Origin of the sequence: Achromobacter animicus, from assembly GCF_040775605.1 — a bacterium.
Taxonomy (GTDB): domain Bacteria; phylum Pseudomonadota; class Gammaproteobacteria; order Burkholderiales; family Burkholderiaceae_B; genus Achromobacter; species Achromobacter animicus.
On the sequence record NZ_JAYGJK010000001.1, the window covers coordinates 718,946 to 734,344 of the forward strand.

General features: G+C 64.2%; 14 protein-coding genes and 1 tRNA gene. 12 read left to right on the forward strand and 3 right to left on the reverse strand.

What is annotated here, in order from left to right; translation table 11 throughout:
- The first annotated feature begins 256 nt into the window (after positions 1-256).
- From AB3147_RS03150 to AB3147_RS03185, 8 genes are all read left to right on the forward strand, one after another.
- Positions 257-2,173, forward strand: coding sequence for a PrkA family serine protein kinase (locus tag AB3147_RS03150; protein WP_370633001.1), 1,917 nt, complete (start codon positions 257-259; stop codon positions 2,171-2,173).
- A gap of 12 nt (positions 2,174-2,185) precedes the next feature.
- The gene (locus AB3147_RS03155) at positions 2,186-3,445 is read left to right on the forward strand and encodes a YeaH/YhbH family protein (protein WP_175125456.1); all 1,260 of its coding nucleotides are present in this window, start codon (positions 2,186-2,188) and stop codon (positions 3,443-3,445) included.
- Positions 3,442-4,995, forward strand: coding sequence for a SpoVR family protein (locus AB3147_RS03160; protein ID WP_218342160.1), 1,554 nt, complete (start codon positions 3,442-3,444; stop codon positions 4,993-4,995). The genes AB3147_RS03155 and AB3147_RS03160 overlap by 4 nt, the downstream gene beginning before the upstream one ends.
- A 145-nt stretch (positions 4,996-5,140) precedes the next feature.
- Positions 5,141-5,231: transfer RNA gene (locus AB3147_RS03165), tRNA-Ser, on the forward strand.
- A 115-nt stretch (positions 5,232-5,346) separates the two neighbouring features.
- The gene (locus AB3147_RS03170) at positions 5,347-6,279 is read left to right on the forward strand and encodes a LysR substrate-binding domain-containing protein (protein WP_367351414.1); all 933 of its coding nucleotides are present in this window, start codon (positions 5,347-5,349) and stop codon (positions 6,277-6,279) included.
- A gap of 196 nt (positions 6,280-6,475) precedes the next feature.
- Entirely contained in the window at positions 6,476-7,414 is a 939-nt protein-coding gene (locus tag AB3147_RS03175) for a hydroxymethylglutaryl-CoA lyase (protein ID WP_367351415.1), read from the forward strand.
- 29 nt (positions 7,415-7,443) lie between these two features.
- Positions 7,444-8,622 carry a CaiB/BaiF CoA transferase family protein gene (locus AB3147_RS03180; protein WP_175139103.1) on the forward strand — a complete coding sequence of 393 codons (1,179 nt, stop codon included), beginning with the start codon at positions 7,444-7,446 and terminating at the stop codon, positions 8,620-8,622.
- A 69-nt stretch (positions 8,623-8,691) separates the two neighbouring features.
- Complete coding sequence (locus AB3147_RS03185; RefSeq protein ID WP_175139102.1) at positions 8,692-9,657, forward strand: Bug family tripartite tricarboxylate transporter substrate binding protein; 966 nt, start codon at positions 8,692-8,694, stop codon at positions 9,655-9,657.
- A gap of 52 nt (positions 9,658-9,709) precedes the next feature.
- Here the strand turns inward: AB3147_RS03185 and AB3147_RS03190 are convergent, their stop codons facing one another.
- A complete protein-coding gene (locus AB3147_RS03190; RefSeq protein ID WP_175125437.1) occupies positions 9,710-9,937 on the reverse strand; it encodes a hypothetical protein in 228 nt (75 codons plus the stop codon).
- Positions 9,938-10,159: 222 nt separating this feature from the next.
- On the opposite strand from AB3147_RS03190, the gene AB3147_RS03195 reads away from it, so the two are divergent.
- From AB3147_RS03195 to AB3147_RS03205, 3 genes are all read left to right on the forward strand, one after another.
- Positions 10,160-11,089 (forward strand): NUDIX hydrolase, encoded by a 930-nt coding sequence (locus AB3147_RS03195; protein ID WP_175125435.1) that lies wholly within the window; start codon positions 10,160-10,162, stop codon positions 11,087-11,089.
- Positions 11,090-11,171: 82 nt separating this feature from the next.
- On the forward strand, positions 11,172-12,056 hold the full coding sequence (gene nadC / locus AB3147_RS03200; RefSeq protein ID WP_175125433.1) for a carboxylating nicotinate-nucleotide diphosphorylase: 885 nt from the start codon (positions 11,172-11,174) through the stop codon (positions 12,054-12,056).
- Between the two features lie 19 nt (positions 12,057-12,075).
- On the forward strand, positions 12,076-13,062 hold the full coding sequence (locus tag AB3147_RS03205) for a tripartite tricarboxylate transporter substrate binding protein (protein WP_367351416.1): 987 nt from the start codon (positions 12,076-12,078) through the stop codon (positions 13,060-13,062).
- A gap of 86 nt (positions 13,063-13,148) precedes the next feature.
- On the opposite strand, the gene AB3147_RS03210 is transcribed toward AB3147_RS03205, so the two are convergent.
- Positions 13,149-13,826: a tellurite resistance TerB family protein gene (locus AB3147_RS03210; RefSeq protein WP_175139099.1), complete on the reverse strand. Its 678-nt coding sequence runs from the start codon at positions 13,824-13,826 to the stop codon at positions 13,149-13,151.
- A gap of 207 nt (positions 13,827-14,033) precedes the next feature.
- Here AB3147_RS03210 and AB3147_RS03215 point away from each other — a divergent pair, with 207 nt between their 5' ends.
- The gene (locus tag AB3147_RS03215; protein ID WP_056327870.1) at positions 14,034-14,432 is read left to right on the forward strand and encodes an OsmC family protein; all 399 of its coding nucleotides are present in this window, start codon (positions 14,034-14,036) and stop codon (positions 14,430-14,432) included.
- A gap of 81 nt (positions 14,433-14,513) precedes the next feature.
- Here AB3147_RS03215 and fabI read toward each other — a convergent pair whose 3' ends face one another.
- Positions 14,514-15,299, reverse strand: a complete 786-nt coding sequence (fabI, locus tag AB3147_RS03220) for an enoyl-ACP reductase FabI (protein WP_175125419.1) — start codon at positions 15,297-15,299, stop codon at positions 14,514-14,516.
- Between the last annotated feature and the right edge of the window lie 100 nt (positions 15,300-15,399).

Consider the following 15,399-nt stretch of genomic DNA (forward strand, 5'->3'; position numbering starts at 1 on the left):
GTCTATGCTCGAGACGACGAGTTAACTTGCTCACGTTAGTTGCAATCCCTGACGGAACTAGTGCGAAAGGGGTGCAGCCTAAACACAAAGGGTCCGATCGTGCTTATGGTTGATGTGTGGCGAAAGCAACATAACAACTTGCCGAAAACGCCAACAGCGAAGTTGTTTAGTAATTCGCAGGCGCTGATGCACAATGGGCATGTAGGGACGTATTGAATTTTTCGCGTGTTGTATGTAGGAGGTTTCCGTGCAAAACATCGTCGAAGGCTTCAAGTCGCAGTATGCAAGAGAGCAGGAATCAGAGCTCTCGCTCGAGGAGTATCTGAGCCTCGCCAAGCGCGATCCCATGGCCTACGCCAGCCCCGCTGAGCGCATGCTTGCCGCGATCGGTGAACCTGAAATCGTGGATACGCGCAACGACCCACGTCTTTCCCGTTTGTTTTCCAACCGGACCATCCGGCGCTATCCCGCGTTCCAGGAGTTCTACGGCATGGAGGACGTGATCGGACAGATCGTCGCGTTCTTCAAACACGCCGCGCAGGGACTGGAAGAGCGTAAGCAAATCCTCTATCTGCTGGGACCGGTGGGCGGCGGCAAGTCGTCCATCGCGGAACGGCTCAAGGCGCTGATGGAAAGTTTTCCCATCTACGCGTTGAAGGGATCGCCGGTGAACGAATCGCCGCTCGGGCTGTTCCATCCGGAGCGATTCGGCGACACGCTCGAAAAGGAATACGGCATCCCGAAGCGCTACCTGACCGGCATCATGTCGCCGTGGGCAGTCAAGCGCCTGAAGGAGTTCGACGGCGACATCTCGAAGTTCCGTGTGGTGCGTTTGAATCCGTCGGTGTTGCGGCAGATCGCCATCGCCAAGACCGAACCGGGCGACGAAAACAACCAGGACATTTCGTCGCTGGTGGGCAAGGTTGATATCCGCAAGCTCGACCGCCATTCGCAGGACGACCCGGACGCGTACAGCTATTCCGGTGGCTTGTGCCTGGCGAACCAGGGTCTGCTCGAGTTCGTGGAAATGTTCAAGGCCCCGATCAAGATGCTGCATCCGCTGTTGACGGCTACCCAGGAAGGTAACTTCAAGGGCACGGAAGGCTTCTCGGCCATTCCGTTCAACGGCACGATCCTGGCCCACTCGAACGAATCGGAATGGCAGACCTTCCGCAACAACAAACACAACGAGGCGTTCCTTGACCGTATCTATATCGTCAAGGTGCCTTACTGCTTGCAGGTGTCCGAAGAGGTCCGCATCTACGAAAAACTGCTGCATCACAGCTCGCTGTCCGAAGCCCCGTGCGCGCCCGGAACGCTGGACATGATGGCGCAGTTCTCGGTGCTGACACGCCTGAAGGAACCCGAGAATTCCAGCATCTATTCCAAGCTGCGGGTCTACGACGGCGAAAGCCTGAAGGACGTCGATCCCAAAGCCAAGGCGCTGCAGGAATACAAGGACTACGCGGGCACGGATGAAGGCATGACCGGCGTCTCCACGCGTTTCGCGTACAAGATCCTGTCCAGCGTCTTCAACTACGATCAGACCGAAGTGGCCGCCAATCCGGTGCACCTGATGTACGTGTTGGAGCAGCGCATCGGCCGTGAAGACTATCCCGACGAAATCCGCCGGCGCTATCTGGAGTTCATCAAGGGCTTCCTGGCGCCGCGTTACGCGGAGTTCATCGGCAAGGAGATTCAGACCGCTTACCTGGAGTCCTACTCCGAATACGGCCAGAACATCTTCGACCGCTACGTCACGTTTGCCGACTGCTGGATCCAGGACGAGGAGTTCCGCGACCCTGAAACCGGCGAAAGCTTCGACCGCAGCGCGCTGAACGATGAACTGGAAAAGATCGAGAAGCCCGCAGGCATTGCCAATCCGAAGGACTTCCGTAACGAGATCGTGAACTTCGTGCTGCGGGCGCGCGCCAACAACAGCGGCCGCAATCCGAACTGGACCAGCTATGAAAAGCTGCGCGAAGTGATCGAGAAGAAGATGTTCTCGAATACGGAAGACCTGCTGCCGGTGATTTCGTTCAACGCCAAGGCCTCGGCCGAGGACAAGACGAAACACCAGAGCTTCGTCGACCGGATGGTGGAGAAGGGCTACACGGAAAAGCAGGTCAGGCTGCTGTGCGAGTGGTATCTCCGTGTGAGGAAGTCTTCCTGAGCGAGGTGAATCATGAATTCACTGATCGATCGCCGTCTTAACGGTCGCAACAAGAGCGCCGTTAACCGGGAACGCTTTCTGCGGCGTTATAAGGATCAGATCCGCAAGGCGGTACACGGGATGATCCGTGACCGCTCGATCCAGGACATGGATCAAGGCGGTGAGATCAACCTACCCGCCCGCGATATCTCCGAGCCGACGTTCCGGCACGGCGCGGGCGGCGACCGCGAAATGGTGCATCCGGGCAACCGCGAATTCGCCAAGGGCGACACCTTCGACCGGCCGCAAGGCGGGCAGGGCGAGGGTGGCTCCGAGCCGGGTGAAGGTGAGTCGGTGGACCAGTTCACCTTCAGCCTGTCGCGTGCCGAGTTCCTGAACCTCTTTTTCGAGGATCTGGAACTGCCGCACCTGGCGCGCAACCAGCTGGGCGAAGTCAGCCAGAAGAAGTGGCAGCGCGCCGGCTACACCACCACCGGCTCGCCCAGCACGCTGAGCATCAGCCGCACGCTGAAGTCATCGCTGGCGCGTCGGGTGTCGCTGGGCGTGAAGGCGCGCGCCGACCTGCGCGATGCCGAGGACGCGCTGGAAGAGGCCAAGGCTGCGGGTGTGTCGCAGGCCCGAATCCGCGAGCTGGAACAGGAGGTCGAGGATTGCCGCGAGCGCCTGGCGCGCGTGCCGTTCCTGGACGACCTGGACCTGCGCTATCGCAACCGCGTGTCGGTCGCCATCCCCATGGCGCGCGCCGTCATGTTCTGCCTGATGGACGTGTCTGGCTCCATGGACGAGGGCAAGAAGGATCTGGCCAAACGCTTCTTCACGCTGCTCTACCTGTTCCTGTCGCGCAAGTACGAGCACGTCGATCTGGTGTTCATCCGCCACACCGACAACGCCGAGGAAGTGGACGAGCACACGTTCTTCTACGACCCCAAGAGCGGCGGCACGATCGTGTTGTCGGCATTGGAGCTGATGCGCGAGATCCTGGAAAAGCGCTATCCGCCGTCCGCGTGGAACGTCTACGCGGCGCAGGCCAGCGACGGCGACTCGTTTGGCGCCGATGCGGGCAAGAGCGCACGATTCCTGGCCGAGCATCTGCTGCCTTCGTCGCGCTACTTTGCCTACATCGAAATCCCCGACTCGCAGGAAGCCCGCAAGAGCAGTCTGTGGGCCGAGTATGAACAGAAACTGGAACCGCACTTCGTCATGCGGCGCATTTGCGACCGCGGGGAAATCTTTCCCGTGTTCCACGACCTGTTCAAGAAGGAGACCGCATGAACGCCAACATGGGTGCGCTCGTGGAGCCGGGATCGGACGGTGGTATCCGGCCGATCTCGCAGGGTTCCGAATGGACGTTCGAACTGATCCAGACCTATGACGACGCGATCTCGCAGATTGCGCGCGAATACGGCTTGGACACGTATCCGAACCAGATCGAGGTAATCACCTCGGAACAGATGCTGGACGCGTACGCGTCGGCGGGCTTGCCCATTGGCTACCCGCATTGGTCGTACGGCAAGGAATTCATCCGCAACGAGCAGTACTACCGCCGCGGCATGCAGGGGCTGGCGTACGAAATCGTCATCAATTCCAACCCGTGCATTTCTTACCTCATGGAAGAGAATTCCATGCCGATGCAGGCGCTGGTGATCGCACATGCCTGCTACGGGCACAATTCCTTCTTCAAGGGCAACTATCTCTTCCGGCAATGGACAGACGCCGACGGCGTGCTGGACTACCTGGTGTTCGCGCGCAAGTACGTGATGGCGTGCGAAGACCGCTACGGCATCGATGCCGTGGAGTCGCTGCTGGACTCGTGCCATGCGCTGTCGCATCACGGCGTCGACCGCTACAAGCGCCCGACGCCGGTCTCCTTCAAGGAAGAAGCCACGCGCCAGGCCGAGCGCGAGGAACACGCGCGCCTGCAGTACAACGACCTATGGCGCACGCTGCCGCGCATCGAAGCGGACAAGGACACGCGCGTCGCGGCGTCCGTGTTTCCGCCCGAGCCCGAGGAAAACCTGCTGTACTTCATCGAGAAGTACTCGCCCAAGCTGGCCCCGTGGCAGAAGGAGCTGGTGCGCATCGTCCGCAAGGTCGCGCAGTATTTCTATCCGCAGACCCAGACCAAGGTCATGAACGAAGGCTGGGCCACGTTCTGGCACTACACGATCCTGAACCGCCTGCACGAGAAGGGTCTGGTGAACGACGGCTTCATGATGGAGTTCCTGCAAAGCCACACCAACGTCGTCAGCCAGCGCGGCTTTGACGAGCGCGGCTATGGCGGCATCAACCCGTACGCGCTGGGCTTTGCAATGATGTCGGACATCCGCCGCATCTGCGAAGCGCCCACGCCCGAAGACCGCCGCTGGTTCCCCGACATCGCGGGCGGCGACTGGTTGAAGACGTTGGACTTCGCCATGCGCAACTTCAAGGACGAGTCCTACATCTCGCAGTATCTGTCCCCGCGCCTGATCCGCGAATTCCGCTTCTTCGCGATCTCGGACCACCAGGCCAACCCCAAGCTGGAAGTGGCCGCGATCCACGACGACGAGGGCTACCGCGACATCCGGCGCCTGCTCGCCGCGCAGCACAATCGCGACAACCTGGTGCCCGACATCCAGGTCGTCCGCTTCAACCGCGACACCGACCGCTCGCTGGTGCTGCGCCACTTGAAGAGCCGTGGCCGGCCGCTGGCCGGTGAAGACGCCGAACAGGTCATGAAGCATCTGGCACGTCTATGGGGATTCCGCGTCCGGCTGGAAGAAACCGAACCGGACGGCACGATCAGCTCCTACCGGGAGCAGGACCCGCCCGCGTCGAAGTAATGGCGCCGGCAGGGGAAGGGACGCGCGTAGTGCGTCCCTTTTTGTTTGCCCGCTTGCTGTGCAGTTGCCGATTCTGCTAGAATCGCGGATTCGCATTTTCAGCAGCGTCTTTCATCAGCACCGAAAGGCCCCTGGAAGTGCAGTAGGACAGGTGGCCGAGTGGTTGAAGGCGCACGCCTGGAAAGCGTGTATACGTCAAAAGCGTATCGGGGGTTCGAATCCCCCTCTGTCCGCCAGGAATACTGGCAAGGCCGCCAAGCCCCCAAAAAGCGGCCAAGCCAAAAAAGGCCCCGATCTCCCAGAGATCGGGGCCTTTTGCATTTCCGGGAATCGTTACGGTACGCTCGTGCCATGACTTTCGACCTGCCGATTCGATCATCCGCGCCTCGCCTGGATCTCTACAGCCTGCAGGTCTTTGTGGCCGTGGTTGAAGAGGGCAGCATTGCCGCAGCCGCCGCGCGTGAGCACATTGCGCCCTCGGCGCTGAGCAAGCGGCTGTCGGAGCTGGAGCGCATCCTGGATGTGGTGCTGATCACGCGGCATGCTCGAGGGGTGGCCGCGACAGGCGCTGGCCATGCGTTGGCGCGGCACGCGCGGGCGCTGCTGCATCAGGCGCGCGGCCTCACGGACGAGATCCGCGATTTTTCATCGGGCGTGCGCGGGCATGTGCGCATCGCGGCCAACCTGTCTTCCATCACGCAGTTCCTGCCGCAGGATCTGCGGCGCTTTCTGACGCTGCACCCCGGCGTGCAGATCGATCTGGAGGAGAACGTCAGTTCCGCGGTGACGCGAGCGGTGCAGCAGAACATGAGCGATATCGGTATCTATACCCAGACCGACGACGACAGCGGGCTGCAGAGTTTTCCGTACCGGCGCGATGTGATGACGCTGGTGGCCAACCGGTCTCATCCGCTGGCTGCGCGGGAGCGCGTGGCGTTTGCCGACACGCTGGAGTACGACCACGTCGGCATGCACCGGGGCAGCGCGGCGAACTACCTGTTCACGCGCGAGGCGGCAGCCATCAATCGGACGGTGCGGCTGCGGTTCCAGGTCACGTCATACGATGCGCTGGTGTCGATGGTGCGCTGCGAGCTGGGCATTGGCATCGTGCCCGTCGAGGCGCTGTCCCTCTTCGATTGCGGCGATCTACGGATTATCCCTTTGACGGACGCCTGGGCGCGTCGCCAGCTCAAGTTGTGCGTGCGCAGCAATGAGCCCCTGTCCGGCGCTGCCCGGTTGCTGATGGAGCACCTGCTGCAAGAGGCCGCCGCCTCCGGCAATTGAGGCAGGTCTTTCCGGATTCGGATCCGGATGTTGCGTAGCAAAATCCGGACGGCCAACGCAGGCGCCGCCGCGCTCAGCCATCGCGAATGGCGATGCCCCGCTGAAGAATCGCGATTTGTGCCACGGCGGCGGACCTCGGAAGATAGCTCATCAAGCCCATGGACCGCCCGCCGCGCGGGCGCGAGGAGAGAGAGACGTGAGCCTTCCAAGCCGAGTGCAGATCGTGGAGGTGGGACTGCGGGACGGACTGCAAAGCGAGCCCGAGTTCGTGCCCACCGACACCAAGGCTGCCATCCTGAATGAACTGATTGCCGCTGGCGTGCGCCACATCGAGGCGACCTCGTTCGTGTCGCCCCGGGCGGTGCCGCAGATGCGCGACGCCGCGGAGTTGCTGGCGCTGGCGGACAAGCGGCCGGGCGTCGTGTTGAGCGCGCTGGCGCCGAACCCGCGCGGCGTTGAACGCGCGCTGGCATCGCGTGCCGATGAAGTCGTGGTGTTCCTGTCGGCCAGCGAAAGCCACAACAGAAAGAACCTGAACCGGTCCGTGGAGCAGTCGCTGCGCGACATCGAGGATGTGGCGGCGCTGTTGCAGGAGCATCCCATGCGGCGCAAGGGCGCCATCGCGGTCGCCTTCGGTTGTCCGTTTGAAGGCGATGTCGATATCGCCACGTTGAAGACCATCGTGGCCGAGTTTGCCCGTCTGGATTTCGACGCCGTCACGCTGGGCGACACGACGGGCATGGCGACGCCGCGGCTCGTGCGCAAGACGGTCGACGCGCTGTGCGCCGCGTTTCCGGCCATGGATTTTTCGCTGCACTTTCACAACACGCGCGGCCTCGGGCTGGTGAATGTGGTCGAGGGGCTGCACGCCGGCATCACGTCCTTTGAATCGTCGCTGGGCGGCTTGGGCGGCTGTCCGTTCGCGCCCGGGGCGACGGGAAATGTCTGCACCGAGGACACGGTCAACCTGCTGCACGAGATGGACATCGAGACGGGCATCGACCTGGCGGCGCTGATCCAGGCGTCGCGGCATCTTGAGCAGGTGATGAAGCGCCCGTTGTCAGGACAGGTGATGAAGGCCGGGCCGCGTCTTGCCTTGCACGATTACGACGGCGCCGTGGCCGCCGTTGGCTGATTTCCGCAACCCTGGATTCAAAAGAACCCATGCCTTTATCCGGATTCCGCATTCTGGACCTGACCCGCATCATCTCGGGTCCGTTCTGCACCTCTCTGCTTGCCGACATGGGCGCAGAGGTCATCAAGATCGAGACGCCGGGCGAAGGCGACCCGGTGCGCGCCCAGGGCGTGATACGCGACGGCCTGAGCTGGTACTTCGCCAACTACAACCGCAACAAGAAATCCGTCACGCTCGACCTGTACAGCGAGGAAGGCAAGGCCGTGCTGCGGCGCCTGATCGCCGAATGCGATGTGATCGTCGAGAACTACCGGCCGGGCGTCATGCAGAAGATGGGCCTGGGAGACGAGGCGCTCAAGGCGCTCAAGCCCGACATCATTCATTGCAGCATCAACGGCTTTGGCACGACGGGGCCTTATCGCGACCGGCCGGCGTTCGATTTCATCGCGCAGGCGATGAGCGGGTTCATGAGCCTGAATGGCGCGGAAAGTCAGCCGCCCATGCGCGCGGGTCCCCCCATCAGCGATCTGGTGGCCGGCATGAATGGCGCGCTCGGCATCGTGGCGGCATTGCTGCGCCGCGAGCGCACCGGGCAGGGGGACAGCGTCAGCGTGAGCCTCCTGGGCAGCATGATCGGCCTCTTGAGCTTTCAGGCGTCGAACTATTTTGCCGACGGCCGGCTGCCTGCGCGCACGGGCAACGATCACGGCATCGCGTCGCCCTACGGGCTGTTCGAGACGGCCGACGGGCAGGTCGCAATCGCGCCCAGCAACGACGTCGTCTATCACAAGCTGCTGGACGCGTTGGAGCTGCCGGAACTGCGCGCCGATCCCCGTTTTGCGACGAACGCCGATCGCATGCGCAATCGTGGTGCCATCACCGAGGCCATCCAAACGCGCACGCGCCAGCACACCAGCGCCCACTGGATCGAACGCCTGAACCGGTTTGGCGTGCCGTGCGGTCAGGTGCTGAACCTTCAGGAAGTGTTCGAGGATCCTCAGGTGCAGGACCAGCGCATGGCTATCGACGTGCCGCATGGCGACCACGGCGATGTGCGGATGCTGGGCTTCCCGATCAAGTTTGCGCAGGCCGAAGCCCGGCCCGTGCATGCCGCGCCCGCGCTGGGCGCCGATACTCGCGATGTGCTGCTGCGATTCGGATTCGCGCAGGAGGACATCCGCGGTTTGCAGGAACGCGGCGTCATCTGAATGCGCCGCGGCAGGACCACCAAGGCGACACAGCCTGCCCATAAAGCAATAACGACGGAGACAAACGACATGCTACGCAACCTTCTGCTTTCAGCTTGCGTGCTGGGCGTCGCGGCAGGCGCCCACGCCCAGGAGTCCTACCCGAATCAACCCATCCGCATCATCGTGCCGTTCACGCCGGGCGGCGGCACGGACTTCCTGTCCCGCACAGTGAGCGCCAAGCTGGGCGAGACGACCAAATGGAACGTGGTGGCCGAGAACCGGCCGGGCGCCGGCGGCACCATCGGCATCGGCGCGGCCGCGCGGGCCAAGCCGGACGGCTATGAAATCGTCATGGGGCAGGTCGACAACCTGGCGGTGGCGCCTTCCATCTACAGCAAGCTTTCCTACGACCCGATCAAGGACTTTGCGCCGATTGGCATCGTGGGCGAAGCGCCCCTGGTCATCGTGGCCGGCAAATCCAGTCCCTACCAGACCTTGCAGGCGCTGATCGAAGCGGCCCGCAAGGCGCCGGGGGCCGTCAACTACGGGTCGCCGGGCGCCGGTACCATCACGCACCTGGCTGCCGAACTGCTCCAGCAGCGCGCGGACGTCAAGCTGGTCCACGTGCCGTACAAGGGGTCGGGGCCCGCCATGGCGGATCTGCTGGGCGGGCAGGTGCCGGTGATCTTCACGTCCATCCCGTCGGCGGCGCCGCAGCTCAAGGCCGGCAGCGCGGTCGCGCTGGCCGTCACCTCGCCGCAGCGCAGCCCGGCGCTGCCCGACGTGCCGACCGTGGCGGAACTGGGTTATCCCGGCTTTGACGTACGGGTCTGGTATGGCTTGCTGGCGCCCGCCAAGACGCCCAAACCCATCATCCAGACGCTGAACACGGAACTCAACAAGGTGCTGGCATTGCCGGCGATGCAGGAGGCTTTGGCGGCTCAGGGCGCGCAGGCCATGCCCACGACGCCGGAACAGTTCGCGGAGACCATCAAGCAGGACTACCAGAAGTGGAAGCCTGTGATCGAGGGTGCGAAGGTGAAGCTGGACTGAGGGGATCGCCGGCTTTGCACCGGCGATCCCTATGCGCGGAACGCCGTGCGCGTCACGTCTTGGGTGTGTCGTACGACGTATCCAGCACGTCGTCTTCCGGCGTGATGACGCCCGGTTCTCCGGGTTCCGCAATGGCGCGGCCACGCCGCGGCATGCCTGCGACGACATTGCTTTCATCCGGCATGGGCAGGGTCTCGGTACCCTTGCGCGGGTCGGTCGGGGGCTTTTGTTCGTCCGCACCCTTGGACGCAGTGGTGGGATCAGGGGTGGTTTTCAGCATGGCGATTGCTCCGACTGCGCGCGAGGCCAGGATGGCGCGGCGCCTGGACATTGATCGATCTTAGAACCGCCGTCCCGGTGAGGCAGCGTTCTGGATGTCACGATTGCAAGGGGCTGTTGCAGGACGAGGCCATCAAAACTTGCCACACTGCGTCCTTATAATCTCGAGCTTCGCGCCGCCATTTTCTGCCGACCGCCCATTCTCGATATCCCCCCGCCCACCTTGACCGAATCCGTCGAACGCTCCGTCCATGCTGAACTCGTTGCCGTGCTGGTTGCGGTGACCAACGGCGAGCCGCGGGTGCTGACGACGGACGATGCCAGGGCGTTGCCGGCCGGGCCGTTCGAGTTGTCGCATCGGTCGCTGCAGGCCGGCTTGCGCGATTGGGTCGAGGCGCAGACGCATCATCCGTTGGGGTATGTCGAGCAGCTGTATACCTTTGCGGACGGCGATCGCTCGGATGAGTCCGGCGGGCGGGTCATCTCGGTCAGCTACCTGGGCCTCACGCGCGAAGCGGGCGAGACGGGCGTTGCGCAAGTCGGCTGGCAGGACTGGTATCGTTACTTTCCGTGGGAAGACCGCCGCGCGGGCACGCCGGCGCTCGTCGAGGATGTGATCGTGCCCCGGCTCACCGCGTGGTGCGAAGGCAGCGCGGACGCATCGGTCCGCGCGCGCCGCCAGCAGCGCGCGGCGATCACCTTTGGACTGGATGGCGCGGCGTGGAATGAGGACATGGTGCTGCAGCGCTACGAACTGTTGTTCGAAGCCGGGCTGGTGCCCGAGGCGGTGCGGCGCACCGGCGAAACCGCGGTGGTGCCCGGACAGCCGATGCGCCACGACCATCGGCGCATCCTGGCCACCGGCATTGCGAGGCTGCGCGCCAAGATCAAGTACCGCCCGGTGGTGTTTGAACTGATGCCGGACGAGTTCACGCTGTTGCAGCTGCAGATGGCGGTCGAGGCGCTGGCGGGGCGTGGGTTGCACAAGCAGAACTTCCGCCGCTTCATCGAGCAGCAGGATCTGGTCGAAGAGACCGGCGCCATGGCGACCGGCACCGCCGGCCGGCCTGCCAAACTGTTCCGGTTCCGGCGCGATGTGCTGCTGGAACGGGCCATTGCAGGCAGCAAGCTGCCGGTGTCGCGCGTCGTTTGACGCTTGACAAGGCTTATACTCATATTTAGCATAAGTGGTGCGCAATTCTTGCGCGCCTTTTTTTACGCTACAAATACTCAAAATGAGCATTAAAGCCGCAAAGCCCCTCGCAGCTGATCGCCTTCCCGTTCCGCCGCTGCCGGACGTCATGCTGGAGCCGCTCGTGCGGGCGGCGTTGCTGGAGGACCTGGGCCGCGCTGGCGACCTGACGACCGACGCCATCGTGCCGGCCGATGCCACGGCCGAAACGCGGCTCGTGGCGCGGCAGGAGGGCGTGCTGGCGGGATTGGATCTGGCCCGGCTGGCGTTCCGCACGATGGACCCAAACCTGGCATTTACGGTGTCGCGCCGCGATGGCAGCGATCTCGAGCCCGGGATGGAAATCGCGCGCATCCAGGGCAATGCGCGCGCGATGCTTAGCGCGGAGCGGGTGGCGCTCAATTTTCTGTGTCACCTGAGCGGCGTGGCGACAGCCACGGCGTCGATTGCTCGGGCCATCTCGGATTTCGGCGCGCGTGTCACGTGCACGCGCAAGACCATGCCGGGGCTGCGGGCGGTGCAGAAGTACGCGGTGCGTGTGGGCGGCGGCAGCAATCACCGTCATGGGCTGGACGACGCGGTGCTCATCAAGGACAACCACATTGCGCTGGCCGGCAGCGTGGCGACGGCCGTCGAACGGGCGCGCGCCGGCGTGGGCCACATGGTGAAGATCGAGCTGGAAGTGGACACGCTGGAGCAGCTTGAAGTGGCGCTGTCGCTGGGCGTAGACGTGGTGCTGCTGGACAACATGAGCCTGGATGACCTGCGCCGCGCCGTCGCGATGGCGCGGGGCCGGGCGATTACGGAAGCCTCGGGCCGGATCACGCCCGAAACCGCGGCGGCCGTGGCCGCTACCGGCGTGGATCAGATCGCCGTGGGTTGGCTGACGCACAGCGCCAAGGTGCTGGACATTGGTCTGGACGCCTGACTTTTCATTGGTCCCGAACATGAAACGCCTGCTGCTTTCGTCCCTTACGCTTGTTGTGCTGTCGCTGACCGCCTGCGGTAATCCGCCCTCGGGCGAGGCGCCGGGCGATGCGTCGTATCCGTCGCATCCCATCACGATCGTCGTGACGTTCCCGCCCGGCGGCGGGACCGATCTGCTTGCACGCCGCATCGGCGCCAGTCTGCAGGAGTCGTTGGGGCAGCCGGTGGTGGTGGAGAATCGGCCGGGCGCCAGCGGCAACATCGGTGCCCGGATCGTGGCCGAGTCGCCGCCGGACGGCTACACGCTGCTGATGGTGAACAGCTCGTTTGCGATCAACCCGGGCGTCTATCGCAATCTGGGCTTCTCGCCGAAGCGGGATTTTGCGGCGGTCATCAATGTGGCTTTCGTGCCCTCGGTGTTTGTCGTGCCGGCGGCGTCGCCTTTGCGCAATCTTGATGACGTGATCGTGGCCGCCGTGCCGGACAAGCCGCTGGCGTTTGCGACGTGCGGCAACGGCACACCGCAGCATCTGGCGGGCGAGATGCTGTCGCGCAAGACGGGTGCGGTGATGCAGCAGGTGCCGTACAAGGGATGTGGCCCCGCGCTGACCGATGTGATGGCGGGGCAGGTGGGCGTGGGGGTGGTGACGGCTTCCAGCGCGGCGCCGTTGATCGCCGCGGGCAAGCTGCGCGCGCTGGCCGTGACGTCGCCCGCGCGGTCACCGCTCATGCCCACCGTGCCCACGGTGGCCGAGCAGGGCGTGTCAGGCTATGCGCTGGATCAGTGGCACGGCCTGTTGACCCCGGCGGCGACGCCGCCGGCAGTGGTCGACAAGCTGAATGCAGCGGTGGCGAAGATCGTGCGGCGGCCGGATGTGCAGGCCGCACTGCGTGAGCAGGGCTTTACGCCTGCCAGCAGCTCGCCGCAAGAGTTTCAGCAGATGATCGGCGCGGACATCGACCGCTATACCGCGCTGACCGAGGCGATCGGATTGCGCGCGGATTGAACGGCAAAGCGGCCGACACGGCGCGTGATGCGCGGAATCGGCCGCGGAGGGGGCTGAAACTACGGTTGCAGCGTCAGCCGCTGCTATCAGACAGCCGCTTTGGCGTGCTGCTCCAGTTGCTCCTTCAGGCCCGGTTCCAGCTTGAGCTGACGCGCCAGTTCGTCCAGGTACGCGCGCTCCATGTAGCTTTCCTCGTCCACGACGAGCAGGCTGGCCAGGTACATTTCCGCCGCCATTTCGGGCGTCTTGGCTGACTGGGCGATCACGCTGGGATCCAGCGGGCGGGACAGCTCGGCTTCCAGCCAGCGGCGGTCCTGGGCGTCGGATGACAGCTTGGCCAGTTCCGTTTCCAGCAGGGTTTTTTCTTCGGGACCGATATGGCCGTCGGCCTTGGCCGCGCCGATCATGGCGGTGAGGACGGCGTTGCTGTGCTGTTCGGCCTCGGGGGCGGGCAGGCGGTCCAGCGTCTGGGGCGGGGCAGTGGGCGCGCCCGCCTGCTTGCGCTGCCAGTCGCCGTAGGCGCGATAGGCCAATGCGCCCAGCGCGGCCATGCCGCCGTACATGGCGACCTTGCCGCCGATCTTGCGGGCCTTCTTGCTGCCCATCAAGAGGCCGAGGGCGCCTGCGCCCAGGGCGCCGCCGCCCAAGCCGGAAAGCAGGGACGATCCCTTGCCGCCGGTGGCGTTCTGCACGCGGTTCGTCGTGTCGGAAAGCAGCCCTTGTCCGGACTGCAACAGTTGATCTAGTAATTGCCGGGCGCTCATGCGGCCTCCTGTAAAACGGTCGGTCAGGGATATCGGACCGTGGCCGTCGCAGGAAGTTCAGCTAACCGTCAGGCGGTTGATCCGGCCCCGGAAGGCTGCGGCAAGTGCTACAACCGTCCTTGTCGCCGGCCGACCGGCCGCCCCATGCAGGCGCAGCCAGATCATCCAGGGCTGTCCCTGGTAGTCCCAACACAGGAGAACCGATCCATGAGCATCCGCGTGCGCCAGAATGCGCCCCAGTCCCTGCAATTCACCGCAACGGCCGAAGGCCACGACCTGCCGCTGGACATGCCCAAGCCGCAAGGCGAGGGGCCGGATCCGCACGATTACTTCGATACCGCGCTGGGCGGCTGCAAGGCGATGACGCTGATGGTCTACGCGCAGCGCAAGGGCCTGCCGCTGGAATCGGTGGGGGTGGAAGTGGTGCGCGATGCCAGCGAGGAACGCCGTGGCATCTACCGCCTGACCGCCAAGCTGACGCTGCACGGCGAGTTGTCCGATGCGCAGATCGACGAATTGCTGGCCGTGGCCGAGAAGTGCCCGATCCACAAGCTGATGACGGCGGTGGACGTGCAGGTGTCCACGCTGATCGTGCGGCCGGACTGAGAAACCGGAAATCGGAGAAGGGGCCGGAGAAACCGGCCCCGTTCGGCAAGGCGGGGCGCCAGGCCCCGTCCCAAGAAAGTCTTACTCTTCCATGCCCGGAACGATGGTCGAGAAACCGCCGTCCACGTGGGTGATCTCGCCGGTCACGCCGGCAGCCAGGTCCGACAGCATGAAGGCCGCGACGTTGCCGACGTCTTCGATGGTGATGTTGCGGCGCAGGGGGGACTGGTTTTCCACGAACTTCAGGATGGCCGAGAAGTCCTTGATGCCGCTGGCGGCCAGGGTCTTGATCGGGCCGGCGGAGATGCCGTTGGCACGGATGCCGCGCGGGCCCAGCGCCGTGGCCAGGTAGCGCACGCTGGCTTCAAGCGACGCCTTGGCCAGACCCATCGTGTTGTAGTTGGGAACCACGCGCTCGGCGCCCAGGTACGTCAGCGTCAGCACGGAACCGTTGCGGCCTTCCATCAGGGGCAGCGCGGCCTTGGCCATGGCGGCAAAGCTGTAGGCCGAAATGTCGTGGGCGATGCGAAAGCCTTCGCGCGACAGGCCGTCCAGGAAGTTGCCGGCAATGGCTTCACGCGGGGCGAAGCCAATGGAGTGGACCAGGCCGTCCAGGCCGTCCCAGTGCTTGCCCAGTTCGGCGAAGGCGCCGTCGATCTGGCTGTCTTCGGCCACGTCGCAGGGCAGCACGATGTTGCTGCCGAACTCGGCGGCGAATTCGCTGACGCGGTCCTTGAAGCGGTCGCCCACGTAGGTGAACGCCAGTTCGGCGCCTTGCTGATGACAGGCGCGCGCGATGCCGTAGGCGATGGAACGGTTGGAAAGCACCCCGGTGACCAGGATGCGCTTGCCGGCGAGAAAGCCCATAGATGTGTCCTTGAAATTTTTCCCTTCTGGAGGCCGCCTATTTTAGGGAATTTGGCGGTCCAGCGGGCGAGACGGCGCGGCCCCCTTGCGGGGTGCCGCG

Bases quoted from the DNA above. Each gene is read 5' to 3' on its own strand.
- AB3147_RS03155 (WP_175125456.1), top strand. From the start codon at position 2,186: ATGAATTCACTGATCGATCGCCGTCTTAACGGTCGCAACAAGAGCGCC.
- AB3147_RS03160 (WP_218342160.1), top strand. From the start codon at position 3,442: ATGAACGCCAACATGGGTGCGCTCGTGGAGCCGGGATCGGACGGTGGT.
- AB3147_RS03170 (WP_367351414.1), top strand. From the start codon at position 5,347: ATGACTTTCGACCTGCCGATTCGATCATCCGCGCCTCGCCTGGATCTC.
- AB3147_RS03180 (WP_175139103.1), top strand. From the start codon at position 7,444: ATGCCTTTATCCGGATTCCGCATTCTGGACCTGACCCGCATCATCTCG.
- AB3147_RS03185 (WP_175139102.1), top strand. From the start codon at position 8,692: ATGCTACGCAACCTTCTGCTTTCAGCTTGCGTGCTGGGCGTCGCGGCA.
- AB3147_RS03190 (WP_175125437.1), bottom strand. From the start codon at position 9,937: ATGCTGAAAACCACCCCTGATCCCACCACTGCGTCCAAGGGTGCGGAC.
- nadC (WP_175125433.1), top strand. From the start codon at position 11,172: ATGAGCATTAAAGCCGCAAAGCCCCTCGCAGCTGATCGCCTTCCCGTT.
- AB3147_RS03205 (WP_367351416.1), top strand. From the start codon at position 12,076: ATGAAACGCCTGCTGCTTTCGTCCCTTACGCTTGTTGTGCTGTCGCTG.
- AB3147_RS03210 (WP_175139099.1), bottom strand. From the start codon at position 13,826: ATGAGCGCCCGGCAATTACTAGATCAACTGTTGCAGTCCGGACAAGGG.
- AB3147_RS03215 (WP_056327870.1), top strand. From the start codon at position 14,034: ATGAGCATCCGCGTGCGCCAGAATGCGCCCCAGTCCCTGCAATTCACC.
- fabI (WP_175125419.1), bottom strand. From the start codon at position 15,299: ATGGGCTTTCTCGCCGGCAAGCGCATCCTGGTCACCGGGGTGCTTTCC.